Genomic DNA, 15,386 nt, shown 5'->3' on the forward strand with positions numbered 1-15,386 from the left:
TCGTGTGTACGCGGTGCGACGAGCCAGCCGTCACACCCGGGGATCCAGACCGCTAACCAGCGGTCCAGGACGTGTGCTCGTGAGTGATCCAGACGGGTTCAGGATGCAGCGAGCGGATCAGCAGCTGGCCGTCGGTCTCGGGGTTGTCCAGTTCGCCGAACCACACCGCGGTGTCTCCGGCGATGATTGTCGGGCGCTCGCCCGTGTCGACGACAACGATCTGTGAGCCGCGGGTGTGGCCCGGCGCCGGGAGGAGGCGAATCCCGGGAAGCAGGTCGAATGGTCCATCGACGGGCACGTAGCGCACACCGGGCGGGTCCACCCATTCTCGGATGGTGTAGTTGTCTTCCGAGCGGGCATCGTCAAGTTCCTGGCGCTGGACGTAGATCGGAGTGCCGGGGAAGAGGTGGTTCCCACCGCAGTGGTCGAAGTGAAGGTGTGTGTTGACGACGATGTCCACACTATCGAGGTCGAATGCCTGCTCGTTGAGAGAGTGGGGGCGAGGGTCGAGATCGGCCGCCGCGGGGTGGATCTCTGTGAAGCCGGTGTCGACGAGCACTCTCGCATCGGGATGTTCGATGAGGTGCACGTAGACAGGCATTGCGTAGCCCTCTGCGGTCAGGTCACCGACATGGATGGGCGTGATTGTGATGGGGGCGTTCATGATGCGTCTCCTTTACGAGGTGCGGATGTTGTCGTTCGTTCAGCCCAGACTCCGAGGTTCACAGCACCCAACCTAGAAGTTCTGCGGTCCAGCGTGAAGGGCCAATTGTTGATCCATTGAGTGGACCATTCGCGAGGGTGAGCGTGTGACGGTGCACTGGGGGCGCGGAGACCCCGACCTTCTCGTGGTGCTGGAGAGCGGTATCGCTCCGCTCGGCGTGCAGATTCAGCACCAGCTGCGCGCGGCCATCCGCGATCGACGGCTGGCCGCCCGTGAGCGCCTCCCATCGACGCGTCGTCTGGCGGACGTGCTCGGTATCTCACGAGGCACGATCGTCGACGTCTATGATCAGTTGGTGGCCGAGGGGTACCTCGAGGCGGCAGTCGGCTCCGGGACGCGGGTCGCCGAGATGCCGGACGGCGGACCGGCCCGACAGTCGTTCCCCGTCCTCGCGACATCGGCCTCTCCCCCGCCCCGGCCCTGGCGCGGTGAGCAAGACGCTCGCGCCCGCCGTCCGACTGGGCTGGGTTCTCGCACCGCCGCGATTCGTGCCGGGGATAGTCGAGGAGAAGCGACTCAGCAGTCGCGGAGCCCTTGGATTCGACCAGGAGGCGCTCGCGCTGCTCATGGAGACCGGCAGATTCGACCGACACCTGCGTCGGATGCGGGAGACCCACTCCCGCCCGCCCTCGTGCTCGGTTTCGGCAACGTCAGCCAGCACCAGATCAGCCTCGGAATCCGCACACTCGCCGAAGCCCTCCAGAAACAGACGACCGTTCCGTCAGGTTGAACCCACTACCCCGCCGTCCAACCGTTGGCTGAGCTCCGGTGCCACCGGTCAGGGAGACGCACGAGCAACCAGGGTCATGACGGTGTCGATGACGCTCGTCATCGATCGTGATTCTTCATCGATGGCCCATTCGTCGAGAGCGACCTGAAAGATGAGGATACCCAGCTCCGCGACGACGGTGGCACCGTGGGGCGACTCACCGCGCTCGATGAACGCCGCGCGAGCGGCGCGTACGAGGTCGTCGCGTTTGCGAGCATCCCGGTCGCGAAGCGAGTCGTTCGCGTGGATGATTGCGCGCACCGCCGCAGTCTGTTCCCGATGCCCCTCGAATTGCTCGGCCGCGACTCGGTGCAACACCAGTCGGATGACGTCCATGGGCGCAAGGCCTACGGGGGCCTCGGCGATCAGCTGGGCGGCTCGTTCCGGGATCTCGTCGCCGCCGAAGATCACTTCTCGCTTGTCGGCGAAATAGCGAAAGAACGTCCTCGTTGTCAGGCCCGCCCGAGCTGTGATCTGGGGAACGGTCGTCGCCGAGTACCCCTGTTCGGAGAACAGCTCGAACGCCGCTCCCTGGAGGCGGCCGCGCGCGTCTGGTGCCCATCGCATGACACGAGTCTACGTGATGACACGACGTGTAATGGGTTATAGGATGACACGAAATGTCATTGTTTGAAGAGGAGACCACAATGAAGACACCGGCGAAAATTCACCGAGCGATCCCCACGGCAGTGACGTCAGCGTTGCAGCCGTGAGCGGCACTGGCGTGAACGGTACTGACGTGAGCGAAGCGAACGAAGCGCTTTGGCTTCTCGATGTTCGAGGAGGTTTTGAGGTGCGAACGTCTACCCACCCGACACCGGGGCCGGGTCAGGTCGTCGTGCGAGTCCGGGCGGTAGCGGTCAACCCCGTCGACGCGATCACCGGGCCCTTCCGTCGCCTCGTTACTCCATGGATGCGGTATCCGACCGTCATCGGCAGCGACGTGGCCGGGGAGATCGCCGCTGTTGGCGACGGAGTGACACGATTCCAGGTGGGAGACCGGGTCGTTGGTTACGCGGCCGGACAAGAGCGGCTGCGCAACAGTTCCGAAGAAGGGGGCTTCCAGCGGTACGTCACGGTTCTCGAGCGTGTCTGTGCCGAGCTGCCCGCCACCGTGACATTCGAGCAGGCAGCGGTTCTGCCGCTCGCGGTGTCGACCGCGGCCGCGGGACTGTACGAGGTAGACCAGCTCGCTCTGCCGCTTCCGACCACATCGCCGTCGCCTCGTGGTGAAGTCGTTCTCGTGTGGGGCGCCTCGACGAGTGTCGGCAGCAACGCTGTGCAGCTCGCGCGAGCCAGCGGCTACACGGTGATCGCCACAGCCGGGCGCCGAAACCACGACTTCGTGCGGACTCTTGGAGCGGAAGCAGTCTTCGATTACCGCGACCACGAGGTGGATCAGCAGATCGTGGAAGCGGTAGGGCACCGCCACCTGGCCGGCACGATTGCGATCGGAAGCGGGGCGCTCAGCCACGCCCTGCGCATCGTGGGCCGCACCACCGGCACGAAGCGCATAGCGTCTGCATACCCCGACCCGCTCACACGCTCGCGGTCACTCCTCGCACGCGCGCGCGGCATCCGTGTGACGAGCATCTGGGGCGGCACCCCTGTGCAGTCCCCGGTCGGGCCAGCAATCTTCCGGGACTTCCTTCCGGTGGCACTCAGCACCGGACAATTCCGGCCGGCACCCGACCCGAGAATCTTCGGAATCGGACTGGAGCACGTGCCCGGGGCGCTGGCAGCACTCCGCAAGGGCCTCTCTGCGACCAAGCTCGTCGTCACCATCGACCCTGAGGAGATCGACCCATGAGCACTCAACAGACGTTTCTGGTGTTCGGCGCAACCGGGCAGACCGGCAGGCATTTCATTTCGCTGGCTCTCAACGACGGACACCACGTCAAGGTACTCGCCCGAAACCCCGCAAAGCTCGACAGCACCATCCCGAACCTTGAGATCCACCAGGGATCGATCACCGATTCCCCTGACCTCGATCGGCTCGTCGACGGCGCCGATTTCGTGGTGTCGCTGCTGGGCGATGCGCAGTTGCAGAAGACGCAGAAGATCAACACCGCCTTCGTGCGGGACCTGGTGCCCGCAATGAGACGCCACGGAGTCCGCCGCTTTCTCTACCAGGCGGGCGGACTCAGCGCCCCTCCGAACCGGAGACTGTCACCGGCACTGTGGGCGATCAGAAACACCATCGCGCGCGGACACATCGGTCAGCACGAAGACAACGAAGCAGTCATGCGATACCTGGCAGACGAAGCCATGGACATCGAATGGATGGTTCACCGGGCCGGAATCGGCTCGGACGGACCATCAAAAGGCGATCTGGAGCGATCCAGTCGCCGGGTGAGTATCGCCACCTTCCGAGACTGCGCGGCGCACGGCTACCGGCTCCTCTCGGATCCGACCGCCATTCACACCTGCGACCTCAGCAGCTATCGAAAATAACCTTGGACCCGCCAGGTCGGGGTCGACGGCGTCGACTAGGCAAACATCCATCAGGATCGGCGATCGGCCAACGCCCGCGCGCGCGGTTCGGGAACTCCGAGCAGAAGCAGGCTGGTTATTGTCGGGGCTGAGACGGCGAGTGTCTTCCGGGAGAGGTCGTTGCCGGCGATGGCGAACACGGCCGACCAGGCCACCTGGCTGAGGACATCCGCGGGGAGGTGCCGACCGAAAACGCCACTGTCTTGTCCCCGTTGGACCAGGTCGGCAAGCGCCGTGTCAACCGGTCCGAGGAGGGCATGGATGTCCTCCCCGAACTCGCCGCGTCGGAGCACGACCAGCACCCGGTGGCGACTGGGGCGGGGCTGTCACCACGGCCCTCGGCGCCACGCAGCCCGCAGGCCTCCTCGGCATCCACCTGAACACGCCGTACGCCGTCCCGGCCCACATCCCCGCCACGCTGACACCCGAGGAGCGGCGCGCAGTGGAGGGCTTGACCCTCTATGCCGGACCTCTCGGGGGGTCGAATCACCTGCAGGGCACCAAGCCGCAGACCGTCGGATTCGCGCTGGCGGACTCTCCGGCAGGCCAAGCGGCCTGGATCTACGAGAAATACCAGTCCAAGACGGACAACCACGGGCTGGCGGAGGACGCCCTCAGCGTCGATTCCATTCTGGACTCGATATCGCTCTCCTGGTTCACCAACAGCGCCGCCTCGTCGGCCCGCATCTACTGGGAGAACCGATCGGCCACCATGGCCGGTCCGCACCTCACATTGCCGGTCGCCGTGACCGTGTTCCCCCGAGACATCCCCCGGTTGCCGCGAACCTGGATCGAAGACACCTACAGCGACCTGATCCATTACGCCGAGGCCGACAATGGCGGACACTTCGCCGCTCTCGAACAGCCGGAGATCCTCATCGATGAGATCCGCGCCGGGCTGAGGAGCCTGCGTAACCGGGCAGGCAGGCTCAATGCAACCCTTTAGTTGCACCTTGCGTGAATTTGTGCAACTCTGAGATTGCATTAATCAACCGAAGGGATGAAGCATCATGAGTATGAAGATCAACGAGTTGTCCGTTGTCGATACGGACAAGTTCACCGTCTCACGAACCATCACCATCGCAGCCCCCATCGAGAAGGTCTGGGCCGCGGTCACCGAGGCGCAGCACATCGCCCGCTGGTTTCCAGAGCACGCCACCCTCGCGCCGCTTGCGGTCGGCACTACCGGTGTCTTCGGCTGGTCCGACCATGGTGATTTCCCGGTCCGCATCGAAGAACTCGACCCACCGCGCATGATCGCCTACCGCTGGGGCAACAGCAACGCCGCCGCATCCACTCTCGAGTCGGGCGAGACCACCGTCTTCCGCTTCACCCTCGAAACGGTGGATGCCGGCACGCAACTCACGGTCGTCGAATCAGGGTTCGACGCCCTCCGCGACCCCGCCGCGAGCATGGACGGCAACCGCGGCGGGTGGGACTTCGAGCTGGACGAGTTGGTCGCCTACCTCGAAGGTTCCGAGTGACCGCGTCCACCCTCGTTCCCGTTTTCGCCGCCCTCGGCGATGACACGCGCTGGAGCATCCTGGCAGCGCTCGGCGGGGCGGACGCATCGGCGTCCGCCCTCGCCGAGGTCCTGCCCGTCTCGCGCCAGGCGATCGCCAAGCACCTTGCGGTGCTGCAGGACGTCGGACTCGTCGAGCCGGTGAGAGTGGGTCGCGAAGTGCAGTACCGGGTGCTGGGCAGCCAGTTCACGGAGACCGCGCGGCGACTCGACCTCCTCGGGGCACAGTGGGACCGCCGCCTGGCGACGATCAAGCAGATCGCGGAGGGGCTGGAGTCGGAGTGAACGCCCGTTTGCCTCCTCAGCTCGCAGGAGGGAAGATACAGGCGTACCCGGTGACCGCCCGCGCATGCCGGCCGAACAGCAGCCCGAACGCGCGGCGATCCCCCGTGACCGACCAGTGCAACAGCACCCGGTCGGACTCCCCCGCAGCCTCCATGACCACCCCCTTGACTATTGAATGTCATCCGCGGCCGATTCATGACAAATTGGCCCTGATCGGGTCGAGAAAATTTCCACACGCCTTGTGCCGGTCGCGTGGGAGCCCGTGCGCATACTGGATGTCAACAGCCACCGGTACGCAGAAAGGGGGCCGACATGCATGACGATCTCTCCGAAGAGCACCGGCTGGACCGCGGGGCTTGGGTCCGTCAGGACGTCGAACCCAGTTTCGTGCGGTTGGCCGAAATCGCCGAGCAGTTCCGCACCGAAGCACGGAAACTGGGACTGTCCGAGCCGGAGATGCGCCGACTGATCGAAGGAGTCTAACCATGGGTGCACGTAGTTCTGGACGAGCACGCGTTCGTGATGTCCTCGCTGCGGTCACTGTCTGGATCCCCCTCGCCGCGGTTGCCACGACCTGGCTCATCTGGCGCGCAGAGCTTCCGTCCGACCTGCCCCGCCAGTGGGGCAGCCATGGGGTTAGTTCGACGTGGCCGACGGGGGTGGCGGTCGCGCTCTTTGCGTTGGTCTGCTTGGGCTCGGCCCTCAGTGCAACGTTCGCGTTACGGGAGGGCGCGGCCCCGACTCGCCGCAAGACGTTTCTGTGGAGCGGATTCGCGGCGGGGCTGGCAACCGGATCCTGGCTGATGATTGCCGGATCAACGATCACCTCCGGTCCCGGCACGGAACCGCAGGTCGGTGCGTGGCCACTGCTGCTCATGGCGTTGCTCGGGTACGGCCTTATTCCGTTCCTGCTCGCGCACCGGTGGGTGGCTGCCTAACCCGAACAGCATCCGGTGGAGCTCGTGCTTGCGCCGACAGAGACCGGTGCCTGGATCACCACCGTCACGGTTCCACTGTTTGCGATCATGAGCGTTTCACTGTTTGCCGCCGCAGCGACATTGCTCATCATTGCGACACGAGAAGGCGGGCCCGGGGTGGATGTCGTCGGTGCCGTGGTCCTTCTCGTTCTGGCCGTTCTTATGCCGGGGTTTTCTCGACTTCGAATCAGCGTGGACTGGCGCGGGCCGCCCGTGGAGTAGCTGCGCCGACCCCGAGATTGCATTGCAGATCTCGCCCGGAGCCAGCGCCATCGTAGGAGCTGGCGCCCCGGGTCGACCGAAGGGTTACATCATGATGGCTACCCGTTCTCGCCGAATCCTGACTCGTGCTGTTCGCGGCAAGGAAACCCAGTCCATCCAGTGTGGTCACTCAGCACCGCCGGGGCGACGCTATCGGTAGCGTCGCGAGACTCTTTCCAGAAACGCCTGTAGACGGCTTTCCACACAGGGTCGTTCTGCTCGCGTCCTGCCCTACTTATCGGCAGCGGCCAAGTGCGCATGCGCGCGCCACGCGCTGATCGCAAACTGTGCGATCAGAATGGCTATGACCCCGACAGATACCGCGACCACCCCTTCAGCAGCCACCTGCGTCGAGAGCGGCACCAGTGCCCACGGCAACAGGATGCCACCCGGTGCCCAGGCGGCCAAACGCCGCCAGGGGGCACCGTAACGCAGCGACTCGGCGGCACTTGCCGCGAAGAAGAGGCTGATGCCAGCGCTGAGAGAAATCGCGGCGCCCGATGGCAGGAGTTGCCCGGCATCGGCTACTGCTGTACCAAGTGCAGCGGCGAACAGCGTGATGCCTGCCACAAGCAGGAACGGCAGGTACATCACAGTGTCGCGGATTCCACCGACGCTCCCACGCAGTTGCAGTCGCTGCAGTCCGCGCTCGACAGACGAGGCGGCATAGCTGAAGTAAATCCAGGCAAGCATCGACACTGCTGCGAACCCCAGAGCGGCGGTCAGGCCTGATGATGGCGCCCAGTGGGCGTCGAGCTCAGCGATGATTGTCAGGATTGACTCAGCGAAAACGATCACTACCAACAAGCCCACTCGCTCAGCGAGATGACCGACGTCAAGTGCATTGCGCAGCCGCACCTGCTGACCACCGAGGAAGCTCAACAAAACGATCTCGATAGCCACTGCTATAGCCCAGATCGCATATTGCCAGGGGGGCGCGGCCAGGATCGAGACAAGCCATATCGAGGCCGGAACGAGACTGTAGAGCACCGACCGCCACCATGGGTTGCCGACCGATTGGCGATTAATGAGCCCCGGCACTGCCCAGACCAGCCGTAGCAGGGTATTGCCGATAGCAAATGCGGCGGCTCGATCGCCAAGGGCATCGGGCACAGCCGCGGCCATTACACCGATTGCGGCCATGGCGATTGCCACGGATATCCACATGGAAGGACTAATCCGCGCGCCGAACAAGCTCATTGTAATTGTGGCGTTTACCCATGCCCACCATGCGGCGGCCAGTAAACCTACGAACGCGACCGCATCCATCCATGACGGATCGCCGTGCATGGTGTGGGCAATCTGTCCGATATAGGCCACGATCACCAGGTCGAAGAACAATTCGAGCCCGTGGACCCGCCGTCCCGTGTGGACGGTCGACTCTGCTATCGAGATGGAGGCACCTCCTGAACGAGCAACGGGCTGGCGAAGGAACGCTCACGCCGAAGTTTAGACCGAGTTGCGTCCCATCTCGATTCGAAAACGCTCCTGAGAATCCTCAGGAGCGTTTCTGTTTCGGCTTAATGACTGGTTTCGTGAACAGTTTCGCCGATGGCGGTTTGGTGGGCTGCTCACGAAGGCAGCAGCGCGGCGATCGCGCCAGATCGCGGAAGCGGTTTTCCTCCACGATTTCTGGATTTTCCTCCAGTTCCTGGAAACGCCCTAGGCCGCAGTCAAGAAAGTCGCTACTCCCTGTCACCATTCCGGCATACCAGAGTGCCACGGGTGTTGGGGTGGGAGTCCAACTCGCGGGTCACCCGCAAGGTCGCGGTACTCGGGTGGGAGAAGCACCGGTGCCTCGCGTGCGCTTCCGTCGAGGAGGTCCCATCGGTTCTCGTAGCGACTCCAAACTGGAACTAACACCCGCGCTCTTTCCACTGGGGCATTGCGTTTGCCCGGCTCCGCGGACGGGTCGGTGAGCCAGTCCATGTGCGAAATCCACGCGGCTGCTCCTGAAGGAGACATCACGGTCGTTTCATTGCCCGTTTGGCTGCATCAGATCCCCGGTGGAGGCACATCGGGATGGTTCCGGCAGCAGCACTTCCACGGATCCCTTATCCCACCCGAGGATGTGCAGGAGTGATCCTCGGCCTCGGATCGGTCGTGCCGTAAAGTGCATCGCGTGCGCACTGATCCGAGTACCTGGTTCCTGAGCCGGGCCGAGCGCGGAAACCTGTCCACGGACGTGCATGCGGGTAGTGCCGGATCGCCGGCCTGGTCGGAGGGCAACCTCGTGGTGCCCCTGGTGCATGGCACCACCTACTTCGCCCGGCTGCACGAGGAGTTGACGGCGTTGCAGGCGGGAGACCGCGTCTGGTTCACAGACTGGCGTGGCGATGCCGACGAGCGGATGCTGCCGGACGGGCCATCGATCGGCGATCTGCTCGCTGGGCTGGCCCGCTCGGGAGTGGAAGTGCGCGGCCTTGTCTGGAGATCCCACGGGGAAAGCGTGTCGGCCCCGATGAGCGGCCGCTCCAACGAACGGCTGGGTCGCGAGATCAACGAGGCCGGCGGCGAGGTGCTGCTGGACCAGCGCGTGCGCCTCTTCGGCTCGCATCACCAGAAGTTCTTCGTCATCCGCCGTCGGGACGACCCGTCGCGGGACATCGCGTTCGTCGGCGGACTCGACCTTTGCCACGGCCGCCGGGACGACGCCGGACACACGGGAGACCCGCAGGCGCTGGATATGGATCCGCGGTACGGCAAACGCCCGCCGTGGCACGATGCCTCCCTCGAACTGCACGGCCCCGTGGTGGCAGACCTACTGGCGGTGTTCGCCGAGCGATGGAACGACCCTCACCCACTGGACCGGCGCACGCCCTATCGGATGCTGCTACAGCGTCTCGCCCGCATGCCCCGGCACCCCAGGCCCCTGCCGGAATCCGCGCCAGCACCGCCGCCGGCGGGCCCGCACGCCGTGCAGCTGCTGCGCACCTACGGTGTGAAGCGCCCGCCGTTCCCGTTCGCGCCTGCCGGGGAGCGCAGCATTGCCCGCGCCTACGGGAAGGCCTTCGCCCGCGCACGCTCGCTGATCTACATAGAGGACCAGTACCTGTGGTCCAGGGAAGTCGCAGCCGCTCTCGCGGCGGCCCTCACACGCAACCCCGAGTTGACCGTGATCGTCGTTGTGCCCCGGTATCCCGACTCCGACGGGCGTCTCGCCGGGCCGGCAAGCCGGCTGGGCCAGTTGCGGGCACTCAGCATGCTCAGCCGCGCCGCGCCAGGCCGGGTCGGCGTTTTCGACCTCGAGAACGCCGCGGGCACTCCGATCTACGTGCACGCCAAGGTGTGCATCGTCGACGACACGTGGGTCACCTGTGGCTCGGACAACTTCAATCGCCGATCGTGGACCACCGACAGTGAGCTCACGTGCGCCGTCATCGATACCACCCCGGGCACCCCGGAAGCACCCGGCGCAGGGAACGGCCCCGATGCTTCCGGGCGCCTGGCCCGGGACCTCCGCCTGCAACTGTGGTCGGAGCACCTGGGCCTGGACCCGGACGATCCCGCGCTCGGCGACCCCGCCGCCGCGCTCCGCCTGTGGAACACCACCGCCGACGGCCTCGACGACTGGCACGCAACCGGCCACCGCGCGACCCGCCCCACGGGACGAGTGCGCCACCACACTCCCGAACCGGTCACGCGCATCCAGCGGCTCTGGGCGGTCCCCATCGGGCGCTTCGTCATGGACCCGGATGGCCGGCCCCGCCCGCTGCGAGGTACCGCGCGCTTTTAGGCCGCGCAGTCCTAGGTCCGACGGTTTCGCCCAGGCAGCCGCATCCGCGAAATGTTCAACCTCGCTCCGGTGCCGACACAACAGCAGCCGTCACCGAATCGCAAGTCCTTGAGCAGCTTGAGTTGCGTCTTAGGACTCCGAGGGCACCAAGGGAAGTTCGGCTCCGTAGTTCCACGACACGATGGCCGGCTGCTCGCAGTAGAAGCTGAGCACGGAGACCAATCCAGCGTCCAGGGTGATTTGAGCACCGAAGCGAGGGGCCATTCTCAGGTACACGGCTGCCAGAATGCGCAGGAAATGGCCGTGCGCGATCAGGGCGACGTTTCCCTCCTCCATCGCAGGCAGCACCCGCGTGAGCACCCGCGATGCGCGGGCGGCGACCTCCTCGACCGTCTCACGAGGCGTGTCACTTTCCGAAGAGAGCAACGGCGCTTCCGAGACCGATCATCACAACGAGAAAGCTCGCGCCAATCACGCCGGCGAGTATCGCGACTGTAACCAGAGCGGAGAACCCTGCGACCTTGAGCGAGAGAAACGACGCGGACGTTGCGGGCGTGTCCCGCGCATATGCTCGATACCCCGACCAGGCAAACAGCACCGCGTAGACGATGACCAAGCCTGCCACGGAAAGTATGCCCCACCCCGAGAAGGTCAAACCATACGGAAGCGCCATTCCGATGAGGACCGCGATTGCGGCCCCACCCGCCAGGGCCAGAACCATTGGCGCCAACAGCCATTCCCGGAGCCGCAAGGGTGTGCTGCGGAGCAAGTCGTCGCTATCTGGGCGGAGCGCCCCTACCTCCAGCTGGGCATTCGGATCTTCAGAATCCCACTCGGGCGTCGACATGCGTGAACCGTACCCCCACTCTTCCACGGCGAACTGGCTTACTGGGAGGGGACGATCTCGGCGGCTCAGCGGAGATGTCGCGTCAGGTGTTGACCCGAGGATTCAGTTCTCGGTATTCCTTGTAGACCAGCACGATGATTGCGGCGTCCAAGACCGTGAAGAGACCTATGCCCACGGTTGGGGTGAGGACAAATGCGTAGAGCTGGTACGCCAGGAACGCGATCAAAATTCCCAGCGCATAGGGATATGCACGGTGCCACTTCCGCACAAGACAATAGACAAGCGCCACCTTGACAGCGCCATGAGCGATCAAGAAAACGATCAGGAAAACCAGTCCACTGTGCGCGAGGTCGGAGTCCAACCGGCCCATATTTCGAGCGATGAAGCGGAGGACGCCGGAATCGCCCTCCCGAGCCTCGCCCGCCACACCAGCGAGCAGAGCATGAGCCAGCGTCGGAGAGAGCCAAAGCAGAAGACCAGCAAGGAGTTCGATGACACCATCGACACCCTTGATGCTCACCCCGACGGCATAGAGCCGATCAATCACGGTCGGCGGGCGTCGGGACTCGGTGGGCATCGCTGATGACCGCAGGGTTCAGAGTGATCCCCACCACCACGGCGTCGTTGATCGCCTGCACATTGTTGTCCTGCATTCTCGGGCTGACCAGGAGCATCTCACCGGACAAGCTCGACCTGCACCGCTCATGCCGCCGTCGCTCTGGTGGAGGATTCAGGAAATCGAACCTGACGAGGTGCACCGATTTGCACATCCCCCGAAGCAGGCAATTTTACGCCTCGCCACTACTCCGCGCAATTCCCTGTCTCAGCCCCTTCCCGGAGAGGAATTCGTCGCGTCAGGGTGCGGAAAGGCCGAACCGCGGATAGAGCACGTCAAACCCTACATCGAGACCACCATCCAATGCGCGCACGGAATGGCCACCATTCGGGATCTCGCGCACGGTTACCGCCATCCCGGCCCTTTGCGCCGCTGCGGCGACGTCACGCTGTCCGGCCAGGATCCCGGGATCGTCACTGCCAGCGGTAAAGATCGCGACGTCGTCGGAATACTGGCGACCGGAGAGCAAGTTGATCGGGTGTTGAACGTCGTAGGCTGCCTGGTCCCCTCCGAATGCGTACTGCAGGACCTCTCCCTGGATGTCGGATCCGGGGAAGGACTCCCCGGAGATGTCGATCACGTTCGACCAGAGGCCGGGATGTTTCGCGGCCAGGGAGATCGCACATTGACCGCCGTTGGAGAAACCGGCGATCGTCCAGAAACGGTGATCCCGGATGATGTGGAGGTTGGCTAGGGCCTAGTTGACGACATCCCGCGTCAGGAAGGTCTCGGCATTGCCGTAGGCGGCCGTGTCAAGGCACAGCGGGTCAGCGCTGGGATCCCCGAGCTGATCCGCCACGATGACGATCGGTGCGAGACCGCCGTGTTGGGCGGCATCCCGGTCCAGAGTCGCCGCGACGTATTGCGGATCAGGGTCCCTGGGCTGGCCCATCAGCATGATGACCAATGGAAGTTCCGGGGCGTTAGGGACCAGTGCCGCGGGCGGAAGATAGATCCCGGCGGGCCGCGACGAGAACCCGGATAGTGGGCTGGGAATGACCTGCGTGCCTGTTGTTCCAGTGGCCGGCATGTCGACCGGTGGAGTCCAGCTCTGCCAGAGCGGACCGGACGATGAAGCGACCGTCGAGGTACCGGTAGCAGGTGTCAAGGTAATCGGCCTTTCAATGCTGACACCGAAGACTGAACCGACGGTGCGGTTGAGCCCGAACTCCGCGTTGATACCCAATGCCCCGGTCAACAGAAAGAGCGCGATGGACAGTGCCGCACAGAGTCTGCGGAGGGACCGTGTATCCCAAAGATTTGCCAGCGCCAGGCCGATCGCGGCGAAAGCCGCCGTCACCCAGGAGTAGGTCACGTGGCCCAGCGATACGCCAAACAGATCCAGTCCTCGAACGAAGACCAGCCACACGAGTCCGGCCGCGAGTGCACCGGCAGCGAGAGAGGCCACGACGGTAGCGACCCAGCGCCAAGTCCGACGCTTGTCGATAAGAAGAATTACCGCGATCCCCGACAACGCAAAGCACGTCTCGATCAGCGGACCATCGACAATGTTGACCGACCAGAAGTCGAAGGTGCGCCCACCCCAATCGCTCAGCCGGCCTGAATCATTTGTACGGAGACAATGTCAGTCCAAAGCCGGACGTCCTATCATTTCACGCAATCAATAAGTTACGTTGTCGGGCCGCAGCCAAGGACGTCTTCTCAAAGGCAGGCGGCGCACCCCGCAGCCCGTTTTCAGCAAAATTTGAGTAGGCATCCTCAGGTCTGGCTGCCTCAAAGAGCACTCAACGCGGACGCTTCGGATGCAGGCATGGAGTCCAGCTACTACGAAGTCCTCGGCGAGGGACACACGGTCGGGGCCCTCACGGGCGGCCTCACGAAGGCCTTCGATGTCCTCGCCTCACGGCTGAGATTCCCGCCGCAGTCCCTCACTGGGGAACTCAAGAATGCGCGCACATCTGGGCACGCCCGTTCGACGGCGGCCCAGAGCCCTCCGATCCGGGGCGGAAATCCCCATTTGGTTAAGGAGGATGAGTGCCCTTAATCGTGGATCAAATTTCGCGATCTGTTTGCGCTAAAAGTTCTCGAAGTCAACCCTGGTCAGCGTGACCTCGGCGAGAGAGTGAACGAGCACACGCACGGCGCACGTGTCGCAACTATGGCGAGAGCGATCGGTACAGTTGTGCGCCAGCTCTTACACGTCCTCTTCTTAGTCGGCCGTAGGGTTGCAGCGGTCGCGTGGCCGTCGAGAGCTATCGGGTCATGATGCAGGGAACATGAGCCGCGCCGAGGGCGACCAGTGACGCGAAGTTTCACGAATCTTTACTCGGGTGGGTGCGTGTCGTCGAGGTGATCGGTCCGGACGCAGCACCAGCCGGAACCCAGGGCGACGCTGATGGTTTCGTGGGATACACGGGGGCACCCCCGAAAGCCCGTGCCTCGCATCGTCCTGTTCAGGCCCTTGCGCGGGCCATCCCGTTCATCTTCTTGCCGTTCGATATCAGCAGCTTTGAGGAGTATCCGCTGCCGCGCACAGTGTGAATCATGGCTTCATGGCCTGCATCGAACTTCTTCCGCTGATAGGAAACGTAGATTTCCACGTCGGAGGATTGGTCGCCGAAATCAACCCCTAATTTCGTGCGGGATCTGCGCCTTGGTCATCAGCCGACGCGGATTTTGCATGAAGTAGCGCAACCGCTCGAACTCCGCACGCGTCACCGGAATGGCGTTCCCGGTCCGAAATACCTCCCGAGCGTCACATGCTCCGAGTATGTGATCGTGGCGGCCGAACCCATCGCCCTTTCGGGGGAGGCGATGACCTGATCGTTGAGCCGGACGGTGACGTGCGTCAGGTCCGCGTGAACGTCGACCATCCGGCCAATCGCTGCGGGTCGACTGAGTAGTCGTTGCCGGAGACGCGAACGTGGTCTGCCCGCGGCAGCCTTTTCCGGGTGGTGAACCCGACCGGTGGTCGCGGGACGGCCCGCATCGCCACCCAGTCCTCGGTGGCCCTGTCGATCGGCCGGGCCTGCAGCGAACGATCCGAGCGGCTGTTGGCCGTCGGCAGCCACTGCTGCAGCTGCTCGTTGAAGTCCGTGATCGAGGAGAAGCTGCGGCCGGGCAGGAACGAGGTCTCCAGGAACTGGTTGGCGCGCTCCACGATCCCTTTGGACTCCGAATCGTCTTCTACGACCA

23 protein-coding genes are annotated in these 15,386 nt (G+C 64.2%); 10 read left to right on the forward strand and 13 right to left on the reverse strand.

Features of this window, described 5'->3' with window-relative positions; all coding sequences use genetic code 11:
* Positions 1–52: 52 nt before the first annotated feature.
* Complete coding sequence (locus tag RCH22_RS09335) at positions 53–664, reverse strand: N-acyl homoserine lactonase family protein (RefSeq protein ID WP_327013741.1); 612 nt, start codon at positions 662–664, stop codon at positions 53–55.
* A 217-nt stretch (positions 665–881) separates the two neighbouring features.
* On the opposite strand from RCH22_RS09335, the gene RCH22_RS09340 reads away from it, so the two are divergent.
* The gene (locus tag RCH22_RS09340) at positions 882–1,454 is read left to right on the forward strand and encodes a GntR family transcriptional regulator (protein ID WP_327015489.1); all 573 of its coding nucleotides are present in this window, start codon (positions 882–884) and stop codon (positions 1,452–1,454) included.
* A gap of 48 nt (positions 1,455–1,502) precedes the next feature.
* On the opposite strand, the gene RCH22_RS09345 is transcribed toward RCH22_RS09340, so the two are convergent.
* Entirely contained in the window at positions 1,503–2,060 is a 558-nt protein-coding gene (locus tag RCH22_RS09345) for a TetR family transcriptional regulator (RefSeq protein WP_327013742.1), read from the reverse strand.
* Between the two features lie 226 nt (positions 2,061–2,286).
* On the opposite strand from RCH22_RS09345, the gene RCH22_RS09350 reads away from it, so the two are divergent.
* Positions 2,287–3,303, forward strand: coding sequence for a zinc-binding alcohol dehydrogenase family protein (locus RCH22_RS09350; RefSeq protein ID WP_327013743.1), 1,017 nt, complete (start codon positions 2,287–2,289; stop codon positions 3,301–3,303).
* Complete coding sequence (locus RCH22_RS09355) at positions 3,300–3,947, forward strand: NAD(P)H-binding protein (RefSeq protein ID WP_327013744.1); 648 nt, start codon at positions 3,300–3,302, stop codon at positions 3,945–3,947. Before RCH22_RS09350 ends, RCH22_RS09355 begins: the two co-directional genes overlap by 4 nt.
* A 50-nt stretch (positions 3,948–3,997) precedes the next feature.
* Here the strand turns inward: RCH22_RS09355 and RCH22_RS09360 are convergent, their stop codons facing one another.
* Complete coding sequence (locus RCH22_RS09360; RefSeq protein WP_327013745.1) at positions 3,998–4,279, reverse strand: hypothetical protein; 282 nt, start codon at positions 4,277–4,279, stop codon at positions 3,998–4,000.
* Between the two features lie 149 nt (positions 4,280–4,428).
* On the opposite strand from RCH22_RS09360, the gene RCH22_RS09365 reads away from it, so the two are divergent.
* From RCH22_RS09365 to RCH22_RS09375, 3 genes are all read left to right on the forward strand, one after another.
* On the forward strand, positions 4,429–4,932 hold the full coding sequence (locus tag RCH22_RS09365; RefSeq protein ID WP_327013746.1) for a hypothetical protein: 504 nt from the start codon (positions 4,429–4,431) through the stop codon (positions 4,930–4,932).
* 64 nt (positions 4,933–4,996) lie between these two features.
* Positions 4,997–5,470 (forward strand): SRPBCC family protein, encoded by a 474-nt coding sequence (locus RCH22_RS09370; RefSeq protein ID WP_327013747.1) that lies wholly within the window; start codon positions 4,997–4,999, stop codon positions 5,468–5,470.
* Positions 5,467–5,793 carry a metalloregulator ArsR/SmtB family transcription factor gene (locus RCH22_RS09375; protein WP_327013748.1) on the forward strand — a complete coding sequence of 109 codons (327 nt, stop codon included), beginning with the start codon at positions 5,467–5,469 and terminating at the stop codon, positions 5,791–5,793. Before RCH22_RS09370 ends, RCH22_RS09375 begins: the two co-directional genes overlap by 4 nt.
* A 16-nt stretch (positions 5,794–5,809) precedes the next feature.
* Here RCH22_RS09375 and RCH22_RS09380 read toward each other — a convergent pair whose 3' ends face one another.
* Entirely contained in the window at positions 5,810–5,947 is a 138-nt protein-coding gene (locus RCH22_RS09380; protein ID WP_327013749.1) for a hypothetical protein, read from the reverse strand.
* A gap of 158 nt (positions 5,948–6,105) precedes the next feature.
* Here RCH22_RS09380 and RCH22_RS09385 point away from each other — a divergent pair, with 158 nt between their 5' ends.
* The 3 genes from RCH22_RS09385 to RCH22_RS09395 are packed head-to-tail and all read left to right on the forward strand — an operon-like array spanning position 6,106 to position 6,992.
* Entirely contained in the window at positions 6,106–6,276 is a 171-nt protein-coding gene (locus RCH22_RS09385) for a hypothetical protein (protein WP_327013750.1), read from the forward strand.
* A gap of 2 nt (positions 6,277–6,278) precedes the next feature.
* Positions 6,279–6,731 carry a hypothetical protein gene (locus RCH22_RS09390; RefSeq protein WP_327013751.1) on the forward strand — a complete coding sequence of 151 codons (453 nt, stop codon included), beginning with the start codon at positions 6,279–6,281 and terminating at the stop codon, positions 6,729–6,731.
* Between the two features lie 15 nt (positions 6,732–6,746).
* Entirely contained in the window at positions 6,747–6,992 is a 246-nt protein-coding gene (locus tag RCH22_RS09395; protein WP_327013752.1) for a hypothetical protein, read from the forward strand.
* 270 nt (positions 6,993–7,262) lie between these two features.
* Here RCH22_RS09395 and RCH22_RS09400 read toward each other — a convergent pair whose 3' ends face one another.
* Positions 7,263–8,426, reverse strand: coding sequence for a low temperature requirement protein A (locus tag RCH22_RS09400; RefSeq protein WP_327015490.1), 1,164 nt, complete (start codon positions 8,424–8,426; stop codon positions 7,263–7,265).
* 103 nt (positions 8,427–8,529) lie between these two features.
* Complete coding sequence (locus RCH22_RS09405; RefSeq protein WP_327013753.1) at positions 8,530–8,754, reverse strand: hypothetical protein; 225 nt, start codon at positions 8,752–8,754, stop codon at positions 8,530–8,532.
* 399 nt (positions 8,755–9,153) lie between these two features.
* Between RCH22_RS09405 and RCH22_RS09410 the strand changes: the two genes are divergently transcribed.
* A complete protein-coding gene (locus RCH22_RS09410; protein WP_327013754.1) occupies positions 9,154–10,767 on the forward strand; it encodes a phospholipase D-like domain-containing protein in 1,614 nt (537 codons plus the stop codon).
* Positions 10,768–10,896: 129 nt separating this feature from the next.
* Here the strand turns inward: RCH22_RS09410 and RCH22_RS09415 are convergent, their stop codons facing one another.
* The 7 genes from RCH22_RS09415 to RCH22_RS09445 form a co-directional block, all read right to left on the reverse strand.
* Positions 10,897–11,193 (reverse strand): histidine phosphatase family protein, encoded by a 297-nt coding sequence (locus RCH22_RS09415; protein ID WP_327013755.1) that lies wholly within the window; start codon positions 11,191–11,193, stop codon positions 10,897–10,899.
* Positions 11,174–11,614 (reverse strand): hypothetical protein, encoded by a 441-nt coding sequence (locus RCH22_RS09420; protein WP_327013756.1) that lies wholly within the window; start codon positions 11,612–11,614, stop codon positions 11,174–11,176. Before RCH22_RS09420 ends, RCH22_RS09415 begins: the two co-directional genes overlap by 20 nt.
* Before the next feature lie 82 nt (positions 11,615–11,696).
* A complete protein-coding gene (locus tag RCH22_RS09425; RefSeq protein WP_327013757.1) occupies positions 11,697–12,191 on the reverse strand; it encodes a DUF2127 domain-containing protein in 495 nt (164 codons plus the stop codon).
* Between the two features lie 277 nt (positions 12,192–12,468).
* Positions 12,469–12,810, reverse strand: a complete 342-nt coding sequence (locus tag RCH22_RS09430) for a hypothetical protein (RefSeq protein ID WP_327013758.1) — start codon at positions 12,808–12,810, stop codon at positions 12,469–12,471.
* Between the two features lie 117 nt (positions 12,811–12,927).
* Complete coding sequence (locus RCH22_RS09435) at positions 12,928–13,638, reverse strand: hypothetical protein (RefSeq protein ID WP_327013759.1); 711 nt, start codon at positions 13,636–13,638, stop codon at positions 12,928–12,930.
* A 1,006-nt stretch (positions 13,639–14,644) separates the two neighbouring features.
* Positions 14,645–14,791, reverse strand: a complete 147-nt coding sequence (locus RCH22_RS09440; RefSeq protein WP_327013760.1) for a hypothetical protein — start codon at positions 14,789–14,791, stop codon at positions 14,645–14,647.
* Positions 14,792–15,039: 248 nt separating this feature from the next.
* A complete protein-coding gene (locus RCH22_RS09445) occupies positions 15,040–15,351 on the reverse strand; it encodes a hypothetical protein (protein ID WP_327013761.1) in 312 nt (103 codons plus the stop codon).
* Positions 15,352–15,386: the final 35 nt, after the last annotated feature.

It is taken from the genome of Cryobacterium sp. GrIS_2_6 (assembly GCF_035984545.1).
Classification (GTDB): domain Bacteria; phylum Actinomycetota; class Actinomycetes; order Actinomycetales; family Microbacteriaceae; genus Cryobacterium.